Here is a 17,745-nt window from a genome sequence, read left to right as displayed (position 1 = left end):
CCTCGATGTCGTTGCTGTCGTGGGATTCGGACCGGCGTCAGTGGCCGGAATCGCCCGAGGAGTGATTTCGGAGGTACAGCCCGCAACGATCACCGTTGCACACGCCAAGGCGGCCGACACCGCGAAGAAACGGCGGGCGACGCCACGAAGTGGACGGCATGAGGTGGTCATTTTCTAAGATCCTGAATTCTTTCGAGTGAATATCGAACGCGGTCCGGTAAAAGTATCGGACGACGCGGCGAAGTGACACTCTGCCGATCTTTTTCCACGTAGTTGTCGGTGGTATGGGGCAAGATCGATCAGGTGGACCTACCTCTCGCGTGGCCTCTCCAGCCGATGCTCGCCAAGGCGGCCAAGGCAGTACCCAAGCAGCCTGCCGATGGGGACGCCGAATGGTCGTACGAGCCTAAGTGGGACGGCTTCCGCTCCATCGTCTTCCGCGACGGCGACGAGGTTGTACTCGGCTCCCGTGGTGGCAAGAATCTTGCGAGATATTTCCCCGAGTTGGTCGACGCAGTGCGCCGTGAACTGCCCGATCGGATCGTCGTCGACGGCGAGATCGTGGTGCCACGTGAGATCGACGGTCGGACGCGACTCGACTGGGATGCGCTGTCGGAGAGGATTCACCCGGCAGATAGTCGAGTGAAGATGCTGGCAGAGAAGACGCCGTCGATGTTCGTGGGCTTCGACCTTTTGGCGCTCGGCTCGACGGATATGACAGGCGAGCCGTTTCGCAGCCGTCGTGCCCAGCTTCTCGAGTCCGTCGTGGGTGGCAGGCAATGCCAGGTCACCAGTGCCACCGACGATGCGGCCACTGCCGAGGATTGGTTCGAAAGATTCGAGGGTGCAGGCCTCGATGGCGTTGTGGCCAAGAAGCTAGACGGCCTGTATCTGCCGAACAAGCGAGAGATGATCAAGGTCAAGCACGCACGGACAGCAGACTGCGCTCTCATCGGATATCGAGTTCACAAGTCGGGTAAGGGAATTGGGTCTCTGCTGCTGGGCCTGTACGACGGCGACCAGCTTCGGATGATCGGCGGTGCGTCGGCGTTCACCGACAAGCGACGGGTGGAATTGCTCGACGAGCTTGCGCCGCTGCGCGTTGGGGAGGATGTGGTCTCCGACGCGCAGGCGAACAGGTGGACGTCGAACAAGGATCGGAGCTGGGTGCCGCTTCGAGTAGAACGCGTCGTCGAAGTTGCCTACGACCAGATGGAGGGTGAGCGGCTTCGGCATGCGGCGAGATTCCTTCGGTGGCGACCGGACCGTGACCCCATGTCGTGCACGTACGAGCAGTTGGAGGTCCCGGTGCGGTACGACGTGGCCGATGTCATCGCAGGGGGTAACTGAGATGGCTGCGAAGACGCCGCCGGCGTTCGTGGACGCGGGCGGACGTGAAGTGCGTGTGTCGAGCCCTGACCGCGTCATCTACGAGGCAACCGACCGGACTCCGGCGATCACCAAGTTGGCTGTCTGCGAGTACTTCGCGGCGGTCGGTGAGCCGCTTCTACGGGCTGTCGGCGCACGGCCGATTGCGATGGAACGGTGGCCCGACGGCTTTCGTGAGGGCATGCGGCTTGCGCTCGGGCCGCAGGACAAGGAGGGTGAGGGCTTCTATCAGAAGCGGCTACCCAAAGGCGCGCCCGAATGGATCCAGACAGTGAAGGTCACGTTCCCGAGTGGCCGTACGGCAGACGAATTGTGTCCGAGTGAGTCTGCTGCGCTGGTGTGGGCCGCGCAGATGGGTACGCTGACATTTCATCCTTGGCCGGTGCGACAGCCGGACCTGGACCACCCCGACGAGCTTCGGCTCGACCTGGATCTGCAGCCTGGTACGAGCTTCGCCGATGCACAGCGGGTGGCGGAGGTGACCCGCGAGTTGTTGGCCGAGCTCGGTCTTCGTGGATACCCCAAGACGAGTGGTAGCCGGGGGATCCATATCTACGTCCGCATTCGACCCGAGTACACGTTCGAGCAGGTACGACATGCGGCTATAGGACTCGGACGCGAGCTGGAACGGCGTGACGAGGGGGTGACGACCAAGTGGTGGAAAGAGGAACGTGGCGAACGAATCTTCCTCGACTACAACCAAAACAATCGAGACCGAACCATCGCGAGCGCGTGGAGTCCTCGGGCTCGGCCGGGAGCGCCGGTGAGTACGCCTTTGACGTGGTCGCAGCTGGCCGCCGTCACCGATCCTCGTGATTACAACATCATGACCGTCCTCGGACACCTGGAGGACGGTGACCCGTGGGAGGACATGGATTCCCGGGCGTACTCGCTCGAGCCTCTTCTGGAGCTGTGGGAGACCCTGCCGGGTGGTGAGCTCAATTTTCCGCCCGACTACCCCAAGATGCCCGGTGAACCGCCACGGGTGCAGCCGTCGAAGAAAGTTGCCGAACATTGGGACGAGCAAGGCAACCGCGTCGGGTAAGTGCGGGTTATGGGACCGCTCGGGCTGCCACTACGGTTCGCCGAATCAGCTCATCGCTGGTAACACGCGGTGGGATGGGCGCTAAGATTCTATTTTTGGCCGGTCGAAAGTCGATCGGAGTTCGCGGAGGTGATTCCCATCAGTGAGCAGGTTCTCGGTACAGAGTTACCGACGCGGATGCCGTTCGATTTGGATCTGAGTCGACGACTGGCCGCGGTAGCGCGGGATTTGCGTCGTGAGCACCATGATCCGGACAAGGTTCTCGCTGCGATCACCGACTCCGCGGTCGTGAACGTGCCCGCTGCCGAATACGCCAGCATCACCACAGTGCTGCAGGGCAAGTTCGTGTACAGCGCTGCCTTGTCCGGTGATGTCGCGGCCGCGTGTGACTCCCTTCAGGAGCAGTTGGGCGAAGGTCCCTGCCTGGAGTCGGCCATCGAACAGCGCACTATTCGGATCGACGATATGGATGCCGATACCCGATGGCCGCGTTTCGCCGACGCGGCTTCCGCGCTCGGTGTCAAATCCATGATCTGTTTTCAGCTCTACGTGGAGGGGTACAACTTCGGGGCGCTCAACCTCCACTCGTCGCGGGTGCATGCGTTCGGTGTGGACGCGGAGTCGATCGGTTCTCTGTTCGCCGCGCACGCCGCAATAGCATTTTCCACTGCCCGTGAGGAACAGCAGATTCGTGCCGCCTTGACCAGTCGCGACATCATCGGGCAGGCCAAAGGCATGCTCATGGAGAGGTACAAGCTCGGCGCGCAAGAGGCGTTCGCGTTGCTTTCGAAACTGTCGCAGGAGACGAATACGAAGCTCGCCGATATCGCCAACCGTGTGGTTGCCGATGCCGAGACGAACACCAAGGCTTAGTTGCTAGAGCCCGGTTCGTTCCACGGGTAGGCGTGAAAGCAGGCTGCGCGCACAGTCGACGGTCAGTTGTGGGTCGTGACTGAGTACGTAGGAAAACCTGCGTTCCATGTCCGCGCCGGTGTCGCCGAAATCTTTTGCGGCTAGAACCGCGGAGAAGTGCGGTGACAGGACCACCACGACCCACTCGTCGCATACCGGATCGCCGAGCTCCAGATCGGCTCCGCGTACCTTCGGTGCCGGTTCAGGGCCAATGCCGAGGGCGAGCGCACCGACCAGTGCTGCCTGAGTCGCCATCACCTCCCACCGACGTGCGGTGAGTGAGGTGAAGTGCTCACGCTTCTCGAACGATCCGAGGATCACCGCGGTCTGCAGGGATTGGCTCGCAATGGATTCGAGCCCTTTGCTCATCTCGACGAGCAAACGTTTGGTCGACGGCTTGCTGTCCCGACCCGCGGCGGCAAGTTGATACGGCGAGGACCGTGGCATCGATCCGCGTTCCGGCGAGGTGCGAAAGTTCAACGGAGACAGCTTTTTCGACGGCTCTACCGGCGACCGATTCTGTTCGGTGAAATAGCGGCCCTGCCCGACGCGTGCACCCAGTGCGAGTGCGATGTGTACCGCTTCCTCGGTGTCGATGCCCTCGGCCATGACGATGGCGCCGGTTCGTTCGGTGTACGCCGCGACGGCATTGACGACGCGGGCGGTGAACAGACTCGGTTTCCGGGTGATCAGGGAGCGGTCCAGCTTGACCACATCGGGTTCGAGGAGGGGCAGCAGGGCGAGGGACTCCGGCCGGACGCCGACGTGATCGACGGCGATGGCCCAGCCGAGGCGTCGAACGTCTGCGACGGCGCGTAGGAGCTGTGCCGGCCGGCGGATGAGTGAGGTCTCGTCGAGTTGTAGGACCGCGGTGCCCGAACCTGCCTGGGCACGGTCGGGGAGGTGCGCAAGCGAATCGGGGTCGATGGCGATGAACAGTGGAACGGCTTTCAAGGAATCGGAGTCTGCGATCCGACCGACGGCGCCTTCCCATCGAACCAGGTCTAGATCGACCGTCATATTCATCGCCCGGGCGGCAGAGGCGAGCGCAGCCGGATCACCGAATGCGGAGCCTTCGGGGCCACTGACGATGGCTTCGTGGCCGATGACCTCGGAGGTCAACAGGTCGACGAGTGGGACGAAGTCTATGTGAAGGCTGCCCGGCCCGAGGATCGATTCGAGGCCCCCGCCGTCGAAACTCCTGGTCGAGGTGTCTCCGTTCATACCAAGCCCTCACGTCGTGCGACCGACTGCTTCGCGTCGCCGCGTGAAGTGGTGAAGACATCCAACACGAAGTCCTCGTCCATGTATCCCCCTAGCCGTTCGAGCTCGGCGTTCTCGCCGATCACCGCGTGAACGCGATCTCCCGTCAGAGGGTAGTCCGTCACGTGGTGGCGCCAGTGCACTGCGAGAAGTGTGCCACCCGGTTCGAGATGCGCAGCGGCAGCATCGACTGCCAGCCGAAGGTCGGGCTCGTCGAGGTAATACCCCACCTCGCTGAGCACGATCAAGTCGAACGGCTCCTCACCGGCCACAGCACTCCAGTCGTCGGTCAATGACCACTTCACGAAGTTCACTGTCGCACCATCGACGGCGGCGCGGGCAGTATTCAGCACCGAATCGACGATGTCGGTCGAGATGAGCGTCTCGCACCGCGCGCTCAGTTTCTCGGTCAGAACCCCGACCGAGCAACCGGGTTCGAGGCCGCGACGGTACTGCGCCCGGGGGAGGGCGGCGACGGTGATCGAGTACTTTCTCTCCTCGTACCAGTTGGCGCGCAACCTGAATGGGTCCGTGCCCTCGGCGTAGACGGCATCGAAGTAGTCCCCGTTCAGTGTCATCCGAAGATCACCTCGCGGGGTCGAAGCAGGCGTTCCAGTGCAAAGGGAGGTAGCACCGCTCGGTCGGCCGGATGCTCCGACAGTGGTGTAATTTGCGTCTGAAACTCCTGTACCGCAGCCTCTTTGGCTTTTCGCGCGTTTGCGTCGAGGTCGACCTCGAATGCCCGACTCCACGGCACGTCGGGATGATCAGGGTAGGCCCAGTGCCACATCCAGATCGGGTATTCGAGGATCGCGATACCGGTGCGCGACGCGGCAGTGATGCAGGCGCGGGCGGTGGCCTCGTGGTCGGGATGTCCGTCTCCGCGCCATGCCGTCAGGCACCACGTTCCTGGGCCGCCGTGCATCGAACCGATCAATGCATGCGCGAGTTCGTCCTCGTGCTCGGCAACAGCGCCGTCCTCGAACCCCAGACGGATCGGAGCGGTGCGCACCCCCAGTCGTGCCACAGCCCGCTCCGACTCGCGGGGACGCTCGGACATGAGGTCGGCGGGCGAGAGCGTCGGCGAACCGGGATGTGAGGCGCCACCATCGGTGACGGCAATCACCGTCACTTCGATTCCGGCGGCGGCAGCGATGGACATCAGCCCGCCGACGCCGAGCACCTCGTCGTCGGGGTGCGGTGCGACGACGATCAGCTTGCTGCACCGTGTGAGGTCGAGTGGGGGGAATGTGCGATCCCATGCTCGCCACTCCGACTCGGGAGTTCCCGAGTCGGAGTCGGTGTCGAACGAGTGGTTGATGTCTTCTCGGCCGCTCACCACGGATAGTCCTCCTTCGCAATGTCTTCACCCAGTGCTGCCAGATCGCGCTCGGCGTGGCTCTGCCGCAGATACACGCTCAGATCCGCGACACGCTGGGCGTGTACCGCGTCGGCGCACAGGGGGCCTGCCCCCAGTGCTCGGCCGACTCTATCGATGCACTCGCTGGCGGCGCTCTCGACGATGGCCCGCACTACCCGGGCCCGAATTCGGCCCTGCCCATCGAAATCCATTGGGTCGGAATCTATTTCGGCAGCAGCGGTAGTCAACGCACTCGAGGCGGCACCCAGTGCGGCCGCGACCGCGCCCAGATGCGCGTTCTTGTGAGCATCACCGCCGGAGCGAGCGGCCGCATGCAGGGTGTCGGCCACCGCACAAGCACTACCGAACCAGCACGATGCGACGCCGATGGCACCGTGCCAGAAACCCGGACGTTCGATGTAGGCGCCGGGGTCACCCACAGGTTTCGCCGAAGCACCGTCGAACCGCACGGAACCCGAGTCGCTGCCAGCCATTCCGACTGCATGCCATGTATGTGGGATCGGGGCGCACCAGTCCTGCGTCAGATCCACTGCGAACATCTGCGACCGATCACCGACCTTCGCCGTCACCAGGGCATCGGTACAGATGTGCGCACCCGAGCACCACGGCTTCACCCCGGTGAGCTTCCAACCATCCCGGCCATGAACGGCCTGGAGTATCGGGGTGGGCGGCTCGGCTGCCCAGACGCCCCAGATCTGTCCGCGCCTGGGTTTCGGGCCGTCGAGTTCGGCAAGGATGGCGATGGCATCTGCGTGTCCCTCGGCGAGGCGTCCGAGTACGGTGTTCTCTCTGCAAAGCATCGCCAGGGCTTGCCACCGCGCATCGGTGTTGCCTGCACCGGGCAGCGGCAGGTCAACGGACTCCTCGACAACCCATTTCCGCAGGCGTGAAGCCATGTCGGTTGTCATTGCGTCATCGCCGCTTCGAGGTTGCGCAGGTGCCCGGCAAACCCCTCGGGTGCACGGCCGTCACGCCGATTCGACGTCGACACCGGGGAATCGCATGCGTACAGCACGGGGATCGAGCTGCCCTCCACACGGTGAATCAGATCCACGTCCTCCCCGGTCGGCAACGAACGGAACCCGCCGACGGCTCGATAGACGTCTGCACGGAGAGCGAGATTGGCGCCATGCACGTGGCGGTGCCCGAGTTGGTTGCGGTAACCCGCTCGGTAGGCACGTTCGAGGCCGGCCGGCGCGGAGTCGAGATCGACGCGCACCGTGCCGGCGACAGCCTGGGCACCGCGCTGCGCATGCCGTAGGTGCGAGGCCAGCCAGTCGGGACGGCACGTGCTGTCGGCGTCGGTCGTCGCGTACCAGGTTTCGTGCAGATTCGTTCCGCTCAGCTCAGCGTGTCCTTCGGCCGCTCGAAAGCCTGCCGCGCGAGCGGACCCGACATTGCGGAAGTCGACCGAAATCACCGAGCTCTCGTCGGTACGTGCTGCCCATTCCGCAGCGATCTTCGCGGAGTTGTCGGAGCACGCGTCGAGTACCACGATGGTGCGTACTTCCACATCTTCGACGGATGCGCGGGAGCGGGCGAGGGAGGACAACGCCTGCTGCAACAGATCCTCCTCGTTGTGAACCGGCACAACGACGACGATCTGCCGAATATGAGTCGAACAGTTTTTCACGTGTGCATCCTTCGCGGTCGTCGATCGCAAGGCTAGGACAGTGAAGCGTCCGGACCTGGGCTGTCCGGCGTATTCGGCGTCCACGCATCCGACTCGACAAGTTCTGCCGCCGGTGGCTCGACGGAATGCTGATAGGGCCGATAGACCCGCCTGGGAGTGCCCGTTAGTGGCACAATCCAAACACGGGTCGGCGACTCACGAGGAAAGGTGTGGCGGTGTTCTTTCAACGTGGAGTAGCGCGGAAGATGGCGCTGTTAGCGGGCCCTGTGTCGATCGGGATTTCGGTGTCGTTGCTGACTGCCGGAACGGCGCACGGAGCCGAGCTGTCCTGCGGTGGGCAGCCCCCGGTGGAAAATGTGCTCGTCGACGGGACGAGTGCGTGCGGCGTTCGGACCGACGCCACGAGCAACGCGTTCGCCCATGCACTCGATGCAGTCGCGTTCGCTCGCGCCGACGTCGGCGGCAGCGCGGTCGGTCTGGCCCAAGGCGGTGCCGTCGCCGCTGCCGAAACAGCGTCTGGCCAGGTCGGCGCACTCGCATTCGGCCACAATGCGGTGTCGATCGTCTCGCCCGATCCCGGCGCAGTCGCGGTAGCTCTCTCGCTGGCCCCCGGCCAGACGTTCGTCGGAACTGCTTCGGAAGGCGTGCGATGTGACGCAGGGGCCGGGCTCGCATTGAACCTCACTACCGGACAGAATTGCCTTTCCGACGGCGCCACCACCTGGAGATCTGGCGTCGCTTCACCTCGGTGAGTGCTTTTTAGAATCACAAATTTTCGCTTCGACAACATATGAGGGGGATGGCAATGTCGACACAGTTCAGCACCAACGAAGAGGCATTTCTCCAGATCGGCAAGGACCTCTGGTGGGCCGTTCTGATACGCGGAATCGTGGCGATCGTCTTCGGCATCGTCGCCCTGGCCTGGCCGGATGTCACGGTGTGGGCTCTGGTCGTCGTTTTCGGCGCGTACGCGATCGTCGACGGGGTCTCGGCCATCGTCCGGGCATCTCGGGCGAGGAAGGTCGAATCGGGTTGGGTGTGGTGGATGCTCGGCGGATTCGTCTCGCTCGGTGCCGGAATTGTCGCGTTCGTATGGCCGAATATAACGGCACTCGCTGTCGTCTTCGTCATAGGAATCTGGGCGATTCTGGGGGGAATCCTGGAAATAGCAGGATCTCTACGACTACGCCGACTCGACGGCGCAACGCATTGGGTAGCGCTCATGATCGCGGGTGTTCTCGAACTCCTCTTCGGTCTGATTCTGGTGTTCTTCCCTGGTAGCGGCATCCTGGGCATCGTCTGGCTGGTCGGGGTGTTCGCGTTGCTCTTCGGCATCGCATTCGTCGTCTCGGCATTTCAGTTGCGATCGATGGCAAAGAAAGCTGGGATGATCTGAAACGTTTCGATTTCGATTCGCACAATTTCGATTCGCACAATGTCGGCCGGGTGTGTGTTAATGGCATTTGATCTGCACGCTCGGGGAAGACTAAGGATGGACCGAACAGTTATGGAATTCGCATCTAGGACATCGCGCCGATTGGCAGTCCGGCTGTCTCTGGCGACCGTGACGGCTGCAGTGGGTATGAGTGCGCTGATCGCGCCGGCTCAGGCCGCTCCACTGTGGCCCGGCGGTCCAGAGGCGCCCGCCCTCCCCTCATTCCCGGGCTCTTCGGACCCAGCCGCGCCGGTGCCTCAGCCGCAGATCCCGCGCCTGGCACCCGCGAACTTCTCCGATCCGTCGATCAGCCCGTCCGGCGGTGAGGTGGTCGGCATTGCGCAGCCGATTGCCATCCGTTTCAACGAGGCGATCGGCGATCGCGGTGCAGCCGAACGCGCAATTCACATCACGACCTCACCTGCTGTCGACGGCCACTTCTACTGGATCAACGACAGCCAGGTCCGGTGGCTACCCAACGAGTTCTATCCGGCACATACTCAGGTCACCGTCGAAGCAGCCGGTTCGCGCACCGACTTCTCTACCGGCGACTCCGTCATCACCACCGCGGACGACGCGACCCACACCATGACGATCACGCGCAACGGTGAGGTCGTCAAGACGATGCCGACCTCGATGGGCAAGGCTGGGCACGAGACGCCCAACGGCACCTACCTCGTCGGCGAGAAGTTCCGCGACATGTACATGGATTCGTCCACCTACGGCGTACCGGTCGATTCGCCCGACGGGTACCGCACCTACGTCGAGTACGCGACGCGCATCTCCTACAGCGGCATCTTCGTGCACGCCGCGCCGTGGTCGGTCGACTCGCAGGGCTACGAGGATGTCAGCCACGGCTGCCTCAACGTCAGCACCGAGGATGGACGATGGTTCTTCGAGAACTCGCAGAAGGGTGATCCCGTCGTCGTCGTCAACAGTGGCGGTGGCACTTTGAGCGGCTCCGACGGCTTGGGCGACTGGAACCGCTAGCTCTTGGCTTCGATGTTCATATCAGTTCGGAAGCAGTTCACCTTTCATTCGTTGCGGGTGAGCACAGTCCCCGTTTGTGAGTACAACGACCGAACGAGTGCTGCCCACGGCAGGCCGGAGATCATTCTTCGGTCGGCCGTGGAGCGACTACGCACTGTTCCTGATTCTGTTGGGGCCCAATCTCGTTCTGCTGGTCGTGTTCACCTACCGACCTTTGATCGAGAACTTCCAATTCTCCTTCTACGACTGGAATCTTTCCTCGCCGACGTCCACCTTCATCGGCTTGGACAACTATCGCGAGTGGTTCTCCCGTGACGACACCTGGACCATCGTCGGTAATACCGTGGTGTTCACCATCGCGGCAGTGGTCGGCAGCCTGGTGCTCGGTCTTGCGCTGGCGATGCTGCTCGATCGGCAGCTCCGCGGCCGCAACTTCGTTCGGTCCGCGATCTTCGCACCTTTCGTCATTTCGGGTGCTGCGATCGGAATTGCCTTCCAGTTCGTGTTCGATCCGAACTTCGGTCTCGCGCAGGACCTTGTGCACCGAGTCGGGCTGACCTCCCCGGACTTCTATCAGGACCCGCACTGGGCGTTGTTCATGGTGACGGTGACATATCTGTGGAAGAACCTCGGCTATGCCTTCGTCATCTACCTCGCTGCGCTGCAGGGCGTCCGCAAGGAACTCATGGAGGCGGCAGAGATCGACCGCGCCGATAGGTGGACCACCTTCCGTAAAGTTCTTCTCCCACAACTGCGTCCGACGACCTTCTTTCTTTCGATCACAGTCCTGCTCAATTCGTTGCAGGTCTTCGACATCATCAACGTCATGACGCGCGGAGGGCCGCTCGGCAACGGCACGACGACAATGGTGTTCCAGGTCTACGAAGAGACTTTCCGCAACTTCCGTGCCGGATACGGCGCAACGGTGGCGACGATCATGTTTCTCGTCCTGTTGATCATCACCCTCCTGCAGGTTCGAGTCATGGATCGAGACGATCAGCGATGACACTCACCGCGCCGTGTATCACCACCGAGACGCCGCCGCCCGTCCGAGCCCCCGACGTACAACGGAACCGGCGCCTTTCCACTGTCTTCGGCTACATCGCAATGGTGTTGGTACTCATCATGATCGGGTTACCCCTGTTCTGGATTCTCATCACCTCGTTCAAGGAGCGGGGCGATATCTATGTACAACCGGTGACGTGGTGGCCGGGTGTATTTCGTCCACAGAACTACACCGAGGCAGTGACCGAAGTGCCGTTCTTCACCTATCTGAAGAACTCGCTGATCATCACGATCGCGACGTCGTCGATCAAGTTCGTTCTCGGTGTCCTGAGCGCGTACGGGCTGGTGTTCCTCAGATTCCCGGGCAAGAATTTCGTGTTCCTGGTCATCATCGCTGCACTGATGGTGCCCAATCAGATCACGGTCATTTCCAACTATTCGCTGATCTCCGATCTGGGATGGCGTAACTCTTTTCAAGGCATCATTCTGCCGTTGGCAGGCGTGGCGTTCGGAACGTTCCTGATGCGCAATCACTTTCTGTCGCTTCCAGCCGAGATCATCGAAGCGGCGCGCATGGACGGAGCGGGACCGGTCAGGCTGCTGCTGCGTGTCGTGCTGCCATTGTCCGGACCGACCATGGTCGCTTTCGCGATCATCACGATCGTCACCGAGTGGAACGAATACCTCTGGCCGTTCCTGATGTCCGACGACTCCTCCGTCGCGCCGCTACCGGTCGGCTTGACGCTGTTGCAGAACAGCGAGGGCTACACCAACTGGGGCGCGGTCATGGCTGCCACGATCCTCACCATCCTTCCCATTCTCATCGTCTTCCTAGCCCTCCAGCGCCACATGATCAAAGGCCTCACCTCCGGTGCGGTCAAAGGCTGATTCATCTTCATCGACAGGAGCACAACATCATGGCGAATCTCAATCGACGCGGTTTCCTCACTCTCACCGGGACATTGGCCGCCGGTGCGGCGCTCGCAGCATGTAGCAGTCCCGGTACCAGCTCGTCGGGTGACTCAGCAACCGGTGACGCGAACACCATCAACTTCTGGTCGAACCATCCCGGAAAGTCTCAGGAGTTCGAGAAGGAGCTCATCTCGCGCTTCCAAGCCGAGAACCCCGGCCTGACCGTCAACTTGATCGACGGCGGCAAGAACTACGAGGAGGTGTCGCAGAAGTTCAACGCGGCACTGTCCGGCAACGATGTACCCGACGTCGTCGTCCTGTCCGATGTCTGGTGGTTCAACTACGCGCTCACCGGCGCGATCGAACCGCTCGACAAGCACTTCTCCGCGGCAGGCGTCGACTCTACCGATTACGTGGATTCGCTTCTCGCCGACTACAACTGGAACGGAAACCACTGGGCTCTACCGTACGCGCGGTCGACCCCACTGTTCTACTACAACAAGGCCGTCTGGTCGCAGGCGGGATTGCCGGACCGCGGACCCGCCACATGGGCAGAATTCGACGAATGGGGCCCACGCATCCAGGCTGTCGTCGGCGACGGCAAGCTGGCCCACGGCTTGGGCAACGCGGTGGACTACCTCGGCTGGACGTACGAAGGGCCGATCTGGACGTTCGGCGGCAGCTACTCCGAGGGCTTCGATCTGAAGTTCGGTGACGAGAAGACAATTGCCGCAGGCCAATTCCTCAAGGACATGGTCCACACCAAAAAATATGCAGCGGTTTCCAATGACATCGCCAACGACTTCGGCGCAGGCATCCTCGCCTCGACCATTGCATCGACGGGTGACTTGTCCACCATTACCAAGAGCGCGACGTTCGAGTTCGGCACGGCCTTCCTACCGTCGTCGGACGGAAAGCCGGGATGTCCGACGGGTGGAGCCGGACTCGCCATCCCGTCGAAGATCTCCGAGGAACGTAAGGTCAATGCGCTCAAATTCATCGACTTCGTGACCAACGGCGCCAACACTGCGTACTTCTCGCAGAACACCGGGTACATGCCGGTTCGTAAGTCTGCCCAGCAGGATCCGAGCGAGATTGCATTCCTCGCAGCCAACCCGAATGCGAAGACAGCCGTCGACCAGCTCGCGTTCACCCGCAGTCAGGACTACGCGCGCGTCTTCGTTCCAGGTGCCGACAAGATCATCGGTACCGGTCTCGAGCAGATCGCGCTGCAGAACGCCGACGTGGCAACCACATTCGCGAGTGTCGCCGATCAGCTCCAGCAGGTCATCGACCGCCAGATCACCCCGAACCTTCCCGCGTAATGGCAGCGGTCAAGTATGCCGGCGTCTCGCACCGATACCCGGGTGCGGAGTCGCTGGCAGTCGACAATCTCGATCTCGATATCGCCGATGGCGAATTCATCGTGCTGGTCGGGCCGTCGGGATGCGGTAAGTCGACGTCGTTGCGGATGCTCGCCGGGCTCGAATCGGTGGAGAGCGGCCGAATCGACATCGGCGGGATCGACGTCACCGGGCTCGCACCACGGGCCAGGGATGTCGCCATGGTGTTTCAGAACTACGCGCTGTACCCGAACATGACCGTCGCCGACAATATGGGTTTTGCGCTACGGAACGCGGGAATGAGCAAGGCAGACACCGCAGTGCGCGTCCATGAGGCTGCGAAGATGCTCGAGCTCGAAGCGTTGCTCGACCGTAAGCCAGGCAAGTTGTCCGGTGGTCAACGTCAGCGAGTTGCCATGGGGCGGGCAATCGTTCGTCAACCCACGGTGTTCTGCATGGACGAACCACTGTCCAACCTCGACGCCAAGCTTCGCGTCAGTACCAGGGCGCAAATCGCTGGGCTGCAGAAGCGACTCGGTACGACGACGGTCTACGTCACTCACGACCAGGTCGAGGCCATGACGATGGGTGATCGAGTTGCGGTCCTGCTCGATGGAAAACTGCAGCAGATCGCTCCACCCAGGGAGCTGTACGACAATCCGGTGAACACTTTCGTGGCAGGGTTCATCGGTTCTCCTGGAATGAATCTCGTCGATGCCCCTGTAGTCGAGGGTGCGGCGGTGATGGGGGATCTTCGCATTCCTCTTCCCCGTGGCGCTGTTCTCCGTGACACCGTGGCGCGAGTGGTACTGGGAGTTCGGCCGGAAGCGTGGCGGCTCGTGGGCGAGAACAGAGGTGCGGTGGCGTCGAGAGTCGAGTTGATCGAGGAACTCGGCGCCGAATCGTACCTGTACGCGGCGCCCGAGCCCGGCGCGAACTGCAGCACCCAGTCCGGCCGGTTCGCTGTTCGGATCGATCGGAAGCTGGACGTCCGTCTCGGCCAGACGGTGCGCCTCGTTCCGAACCTCGACGAGGTGTTCTTCTTCTGCGCTACTACCGGATCGCGCCTGTAGACGCAGGTTGCCCGAGGTTTACGGGCAGGGAGGCCCAGCCGTGCAGGACTCGGGTTTCTCGCCGGACTCCCTCACCTGCCGATCGCAGGTGAGGGAATCTGTCGAAGAGCGTTTTCAGGCCGACCTCGGACTCGGCCTTCGCCAACGACGCACCGAGACAGTAGTGCCGCCCGCCGGAGAACGATAGATGTTTGTTTGCGTTCGCGCGGGTGACGTCGAACCGATACGGGTCGTCGAAGACGTCCGGATCGCGATTGGCACCCGCCAGGACGAGGACCACCAGCCCGCCCTCGGGTACTTCGATGCCCTCGATGGTGACGTCGTGACGGGCGAGACGACCCGTGAGCTGTACCGGTGACTCCAGCCGCAACATTTCGTCGACGGCGTTGGGCCAGTGCGAGGGATCGCGGGTCAGTACCTCGAGCTGGTCTGGATGGTCGAGAAGTAGTCGAATTCCGCTCCCGAGCAGATTGACCGTCGTCTCGAATCCGGCCGCCAGTACCAGCCCGGCAGTCGAGCGGAGCTCTTCGTCGTTCAGACCGACGCCGTCCTCGGTGGCGGCAATGAGCTGGCTCATCAAATCGTCGCCTGGGTTTTTCCGCAGTTCGGCGAGATGATCGCCCAGCCAGGCATCGAAAGCTTCGAGCCCTTTCTCGACCTGGTTGAACTGTTTCCACGACAAGCCGATGTCGAGGCTCGGTGCAGCCATCTCACCGAATTCGAGGACACGCGCCCGCTCGCTGTCCGGAACGCCGAGAATGTTGCTGATCACGGCGACCGGAAGCTGTGCGCAGTACTTGTCGACGATGTCTACTTCGACGCCGCCTGCGGTGAGGTCGTCGAGTAGACGGTCCGCGGTCTCCTGCACCATCTCGCGCATCCTCGCCACCGCGCGCGGAGTGAAGACCGAGGAGACCAGCTTGCGGTAGCGCGTGTGCTCCGGAGGCTCGACGGAAAGAAGTGAAGGCGGCTTGAGCGGGTGCAGAGCGCTCGAGCGCGTGTGCTTTTCGATGAAACGCAGCGTCCGCGGGAGGTTGGCCCCGAGTTCGCTGACGCGGAAGTCGTCGGAGCGTAGGAGGTCGAACACGACGCGATGGCTGACCGAGATAGTCGAAATCCGGGTCTTCACCAGCGGTCCCGACGCGCGAATGCGCTCGAACACCTCTCGCGGATTCTCCCGTGTCGCGGGATCTGCCACGAGCATGGCCTGCGGGTCGCCCGCTTGCGCTGCTTTCCTGGCGCCGTAGCGCACGACCCCATGTGCGGCGAGCCACCTGATTCGAGCTTTCATTTACTTGCTCCCCTCCTACGCGACGCGTCCTACCAGATCTTGACGCGCTCTTCCGGGTCCAAGTACAGCGCATCTCCAGGCTGTACATCGAAGGCTTGGTGAAAACTGTCGAGATTGCGCACGACGCCGTTGCAGCGAAATTCCGGTGGTGAGTGCGGGTCTACCGCGAGTCGGCGGAGGGCTTCCTCGTCGCGCGCCTTGGTCCGCCACACCTGCGACCATCCGAAGAAGACACGCTGTAGGCCGGTCAGGCCGTCGAGTACGGGGGCTCGGTCGCCACCGAGCGCGATCTTGTACGCGGCTATGGCGATGGACAGCCCGCCGAGGTCGCCGATGTTCTCACCGATGGTGAATTCACCGTTGACGCGATGACCGGGTAGCGCCTTGGGCTCGAACTGGTTGTATTGCTCGATCAATGCGGCAGTGCGCTTGCCGAATTCGGTGCGGTCGTTGTCGGTCCACCAGTCGACCATGTTGCCGTCGCCGTCGTACTTGGCGCCCTGGTCGTCGAATCCATGGCCGATTTCATGGCCGATGACGGCACCGATGCCGCCGTAGTTTGCGGCGTCGTCTGCCGCCGCATCGAAGAACGGTGGTTGCAGAATCGCTGCGGGAAAGACAATTTCGTTCATTCCGGGGTTGTAATAAGCGTTGACCGTCTGTGGAGTCATGAACCACTCGTCGCGGTCCACGGGCCCACCGAGTTTGTCGAGTTCACGCTGATACTCCGCGACATGTCCGCGGCGGTAGTTTCCGACGAGGTCACCTGTATCGATGGAAACGGCCGAGTAGTCGCGCCAGCGATCGGGGTAGCCGATTTTCGGGGTGAACTTCTCGAGCTTTTCGAGTGCTTTCGCCCGAGTCTGCGGGCTCATCCATTCGAGGTCGGAGATGTTGCTTCGGTAAGCTTCCTGCAGATTCTTCACGAGAACCTGCATGCGTTCTTTGGCGTCCGCAGGAAAATGGCGATCGACGTACAGCTTCCCGACGGATTCACCGAGCAGATCCTGCACGAGTGACACTCCACGCTTCCACCGCTCGCGGTTTTCCTCGGTGCCGCTGAGAGTCTTTCCGTAGAAGGCGAAGTTCTCCTCGACCAGAGCTGCGGACAGTAGATTCGCTCGACCGTGGATGATGCGCCACGTCAGCCATGCCTTCCAGTCTTCGATGTCTGCCGAGACCCACAGTGCGGCGAAGGTGGACACGAACGGCGGTTGGCGAACGACGATTTCAGCGAACTGCTCGGTGGTGCCACCGAGGCCGGAAATCCATGCGGTCCAATCGAATCCGGAGTCGTTCCGAACGAGGGTGTCGAAGTCGACGAGGTTGTAGCTCTTCTCGGCATCACGACGCGCCACGACGTCCCAGTGTCCTGCAGCGAGTTTCTTCTCGAGATCGAAGACGCGCTCGGCGTCGTAGTCGACCCCGGCGAGAGTGAACATCTTCGAGATGTGCGCCACGTAGGCGCTGCGAATCTCGGCGTAGTTGTCCTCGCGGTAGTACGACTCGTCCGGCAGGCCGATTCCCGACTGGGAGAAGTGCACGAGGTAGCGCGCGGAGTCTTTGGCGTCGGTGTCGACGTAGTGGCCGATGGCCCCGCCGATGCCGGTGCGTTGCAGACCCCCGAGCACACCGGCCAGTGTCACGAGGTCGGTCGCGTCGGCGACGGCGGCGAGTTCCTCGGAGATCGGGGTGAGTCCGGCTTCTTCGACGGCATCGGCATCGAGGAAGCTCGAGTAGAGGTCGCCGATCTTTTGTGCGTCGGTGCCCACAGGTGAATTCGAGGCCGCGGACTCCTGGATGATCGCCCGCACGTCTTCTTCGGCCTTGTCGTAAAGAGTTCTGAATGCGCCGTCGACCGCACGATCGGCTGGTATGGCGTAGTCGTCGAGCCACTTGCCGTTGACATGCACGAACAGGTCGTCCTGCGGGCGCGTGTCAGGGTCTGCGTAGCTGAGGTCGATTCCGGAATTAACAACAGCAGTCATGTGATCCATCTTTACACTCTTGCGAGGAATCGGCCGATACCCGAGACCGAGCCGAGATCCGAAGCCGAACCGGAATCTCCAAAGC

Annotated in this window: 17 protein-coding genes; 10 read left to right on the top strand and 7 right to left on the bottom strand. The window is 62.3% G+C overall.

Annotation, left to right across the window (positions count from 1 at the left end; genetic code table 11):
- Nucleotides 1-303: 303 nt before the first annotated feature.
- The 3 genes from E5720_RS08605 to E5720_RS08595 all read left to right on the top strand — a co-directional run bounded on the left by E5720_RS08605 (nt 304) and on the right by E5720_RS08595 (nt 3,307).
- On the top strand, nt 304-1,350 hold the full coding sequence (locus E5720_RS08605; RefSeq protein WP_136170312.1) for an ATP-dependent DNA ligase: 1,047 nt from the start codon (nt 304-306) through the stop codon (nt 1,348-1,350).
- A 1-nt stretch (nt 1,351) separates the two neighbouring features.
- Nucleotides 1,352-2,434 (top strand): DNA polymerase domain-containing protein, encoded by a 1,083-nt coding sequence (locus E5720_RS08600; protein ID WP_136170311.1) that lies wholly within the window; start codon nt 1,352-1,354, stop codon nt 2,432-2,434.
- A 129-nt stretch (nt 2,435-2,563) separates the two neighbouring features.
- On the top strand, nt 2,564-3,307 hold the full coding sequence (locus E5720_RS08595; protein WP_247596233.1) for a GAF and ANTAR domain-containing protein: 744 nt from the start codon (nt 2,564-2,566) through the stop codon (nt 3,305-3,307).
- Between the two features lie 3 nt (nt 3,308-3,310).
- Here the strand turns inward: E5720_RS08595 and E5720_RS08590 are convergent, their stop codons facing one another.
- The 5 genes from E5720_RS08590 to E5720_RS08570 are packed head-to-tail and all read right to left on the bottom strand — an operon-like array spanning nt 3,311 to nt 7,623.
- Nucleotides 3,311-4,570 carry an EAL domain-containing protein gene (locus tag E5720_RS08590; RefSeq protein ID WP_136170310.1) on the bottom strand — a complete coding sequence of 420 codons (1,260 nt, stop codon included), beginning with the start codon at nt 4,568-4,570 and terminating at the stop codon, nt 3,311-3,313.
- Nucleotides 4,567-5,187 (bottom strand): SAM-dependent methyltransferase, encoded by a 621-nt coding sequence (locus E5720_RS08585; protein WP_136170309.1) that lies wholly within the window; start codon nt 5,185-5,187, stop codon nt 4,567-4,569. Before E5720_RS08585 ends, E5720_RS08590 begins: the two co-directional genes overlap by 4 nt.
- Nucleotides 5,184-5,948, bottom strand: coding sequence for a PIG-L deacetylase family protein (locus tag E5720_RS08580; protein WP_247596232.1), 765 nt, complete (start codon nt 5,946-5,948; stop codon nt 5,184-5,186). Before E5720_RS08580 ends, E5720_RS08585 begins: the two co-directional genes overlap by 4 nt.
- A complete protein-coding gene (locus tag E5720_RS08575; protein ID WP_136170307.1) occupies nt 5,945-6,898 on the bottom strand; it encodes an acyl-CoA/acyl-ACP dehydrogenase in 954 nt (317 codons plus the stop codon). Before E5720_RS08575 ends, E5720_RS08580 begins: the two co-directional genes overlap by 4 nt.
- Nucleotides 6,895-7,623, bottom strand: a complete 729-nt coding sequence (locus tag E5720_RS08570; protein ID WP_136170306.1) for a glycosyltransferase — start codon at nt 7,621-7,623, stop codon at nt 6,895-6,897. The genes E5720_RS08575 and E5720_RS08570 overlap by 4 nt, the downstream gene beginning before the upstream one ends.
- A 245-nt stretch (nt 7,624-7,868) precedes the next feature.
- Between E5720_RS08570 and E5720_RS08565 the strand changes: the two genes are divergently transcribed.
- The 7 genes from E5720_RS08565 to ugpC all read left to right on the top strand — a co-directional run bounded on the left by E5720_RS08565 (nt 7,869) and on the right by ugpC (nt 14,381).
- Nucleotides 7,869-8,375, top strand: coding sequence for a DUF6764 family protein (locus E5720_RS08565; protein WP_136170305.1), 507 nt, complete (start codon nt 7,869-7,871; stop codon nt 8,373-8,375).
- A 53-nt stretch (nt 8,376-8,428) separates the two neighbouring features.
- On the top strand, nt 8,429-9,019 hold the full coding sequence (locus E5720_RS08560; RefSeq protein ID WP_210729981.1) for an HdeD family acid-resistance protein: 591 nt from the start codon (nt 8,429-8,431) through the stop codon (nt 9,017-9,019).
- A gap of 96 nt (nt 9,020-9,115) precedes the next feature.
- Nucleotides 9,116-10,048, top strand: coding sequence for a L,D-transpeptidase (locus E5720_RS08555; protein ID WP_136170303.1), 933 nt, complete (start codon nt 9,116-9,118; stop codon nt 10,046-10,048).
- Nucleotides 10,049-10,124: 76 nt separating this feature from the next.
- Nucleotides 10,125-11,054, top strand: a complete 930-nt coding sequence (locus tag E5720_RS08550) for a sugar ABC transporter permease (RefSeq protein WP_210729980.1) — start codon at nt 10,125-10,127, stop codon at nt 11,052-11,054.
- Complete coding sequence (locus E5720_RS08545) at nt 11,051-11,941, top strand: carbohydrate ABC transporter permease (protein WP_136170302.1); 891 nt, start codon at nt 11,051-11,053, stop codon at nt 11,939-11,941. The genes E5720_RS08550 and E5720_RS08545 overlap by 4 nt, the downstream gene beginning before the upstream one ends.
- A gap of 29 nt (nt 11,942-11,970) precedes the next feature.
- The gene (locus E5720_RS08540) at nt 11,971-13,290 is read left to right on the top strand and encodes an ABC transporter substrate-binding protein (RefSeq protein WP_136170301.1); all 1,320 of its coding nucleotides are present in this window, start codon (nt 11,971-11,973) and stop codon (nt 13,288-13,290) included.
- Nucleotides 13,290-14,381, top strand: coding sequence for a sn-glycerol-3-phosphate ABC transporter ATP-binding protein UgpC (gene ugpC / locus E5720_RS08535; protein ID WP_136170300.1), 1,092 nt, complete (start codon nt 13,290-13,292; stop codon nt 14,379-14,381). Before E5720_RS08540 ends, ugpC begins: the two co-directional genes overlap by 1 nt.
- Here the strand turns inward: ugpC and E5720_RS08530 are convergent.
- Together E5720_RS08530 and E5720_RS08525 are read right to left on the bottom strand one after the other, a co-directional pair.
- Nucleotides 14,362-15,672 carry a cytochrome P450 gene (locus tag E5720_RS08530; RefSeq protein ID WP_136170299.1) on the bottom strand — a complete coding sequence of 437 codons (1,311 nt, stop codon included), beginning with the start codon at nt 15,670-15,672 and terminating at the stop codon, nt 14,362-14,364. The two genes, ugpC and E5720_RS08530, sit on opposite strands and share 20 nt — an antisense overlap.
- Nucleotides 15,673-15,701: 29 nt before the next feature.
- Nucleotides 15,702-17,660: a M13 family metallopeptidase gene (locus E5720_RS08525; protein ID WP_136170298.1), complete on the bottom strand. Its 1,959-nt coding sequence runs from the start codon at nt 17,658-17,660 to the stop codon at nt 15,702-15,704.
- Nucleotides 17,661-17,745: the final 85 nt, after the last annotated feature.

It is taken from the genome of Rhodococcus sp. PAMC28707, from assembly GCF_004795915.1.
Taxonomy (GTDB): domain Bacteria; phylum Actinomycetota; class Actinomycetes; order Mycobacteriales; family Mycobacteriaceae; genus Rhodococcoides.
This window is presented reverse-complemented; position numbering and strand designations above follow the sequence as displayed.

What these genes read in the sequence shown, in the direction of transcription:
- E5720_RS08600 (WP_136170311.1), top strand. Translation starts at nt 1,352, where the DNA reads ATGGCTGCGAAGACGCCGCCGGCGTTCGTGGACGCGGGCGGACGTGAA.
- E5720_RS08590 (WP_136170310.1), bottom strand. Translation starts at nt 4,570, where the DNA reads ATGAACGGAGACACCTCGACCAGGAGTTTCGACGGCGGGGGCCTCGAA.
- E5720_RS08585 (WP_136170309.1), bottom strand. Translation starts at nt 5,187, where the DNA reads ATGACACTGAACGGGGACTACTTCGATGCCGTCTACGCCGAGGGCACG.
- E5720_RS08575 (WP_136170307.1), bottom strand. Translation starts at nt 6,898, where the DNA reads ATGACAACCGACATGGCTTCACGCCTGCGGAAATGGGTTGTCGAGGAG.
- E5720_RS08565 (WP_136170305.1), top strand. Translation starts at nt 7,869, where the DNA reads ATGGCGCTGTTAGCGGGCCCTGTGTCGATCGGGATTTCGGTGTCGTTG.
- E5720_RS08560 (WP_210729981.1), top strand. Translation starts at nt 8,429, where the DNA reads ATGTCGACACAGTTCAGCACCAACGAAGAGGCATTTCTCCAGATCGGC.
- E5720_RS08555 (WP_136170303.1), top strand. Translation starts at nt 9,116, where the DNA reads ATGGACCGAACAGTTATGGAATTCGCATCTAGGACATCGCGCCGATTG.
- E5720_RS08545 (WP_136170302.1), top strand. Translation starts at nt 11,051, where the DNA reads ATGACACTCACCGCGCCGTGTATCACCACCGAGACGCCGCCGCCCGTC.
- E5720_RS08540 (WP_136170301.1), top strand. Translation starts at nt 11,971, where the DNA reads ATGGCGAATCTCAATCGACGCGGTTTCCTCACTCTCACCGGGACATTG.
- ugpC (WP_136170300.1), top strand. Translation starts at nt 13,290, where the DNA reads ATGGCAGCGGTCAAGTATGCCGGCGTCTCGCACCGATACCCGGGTGCG.
- E5720_RS08530 (WP_136170299.1), bottom strand. Translation starts at nt 15,672, where the DNA reads ATGAAAGCTCGAATCAGGTGGCTCGCCGCACATGGGGTCGTGCGCTAC.
- E5720_RS08525 (WP_136170298.1), bottom strand. Translation starts at nt 17,660, where the DNA reads ATGACTGCTGTTGTTAATTCCGGAATCGACCTCAGCTACGCAGACCCT.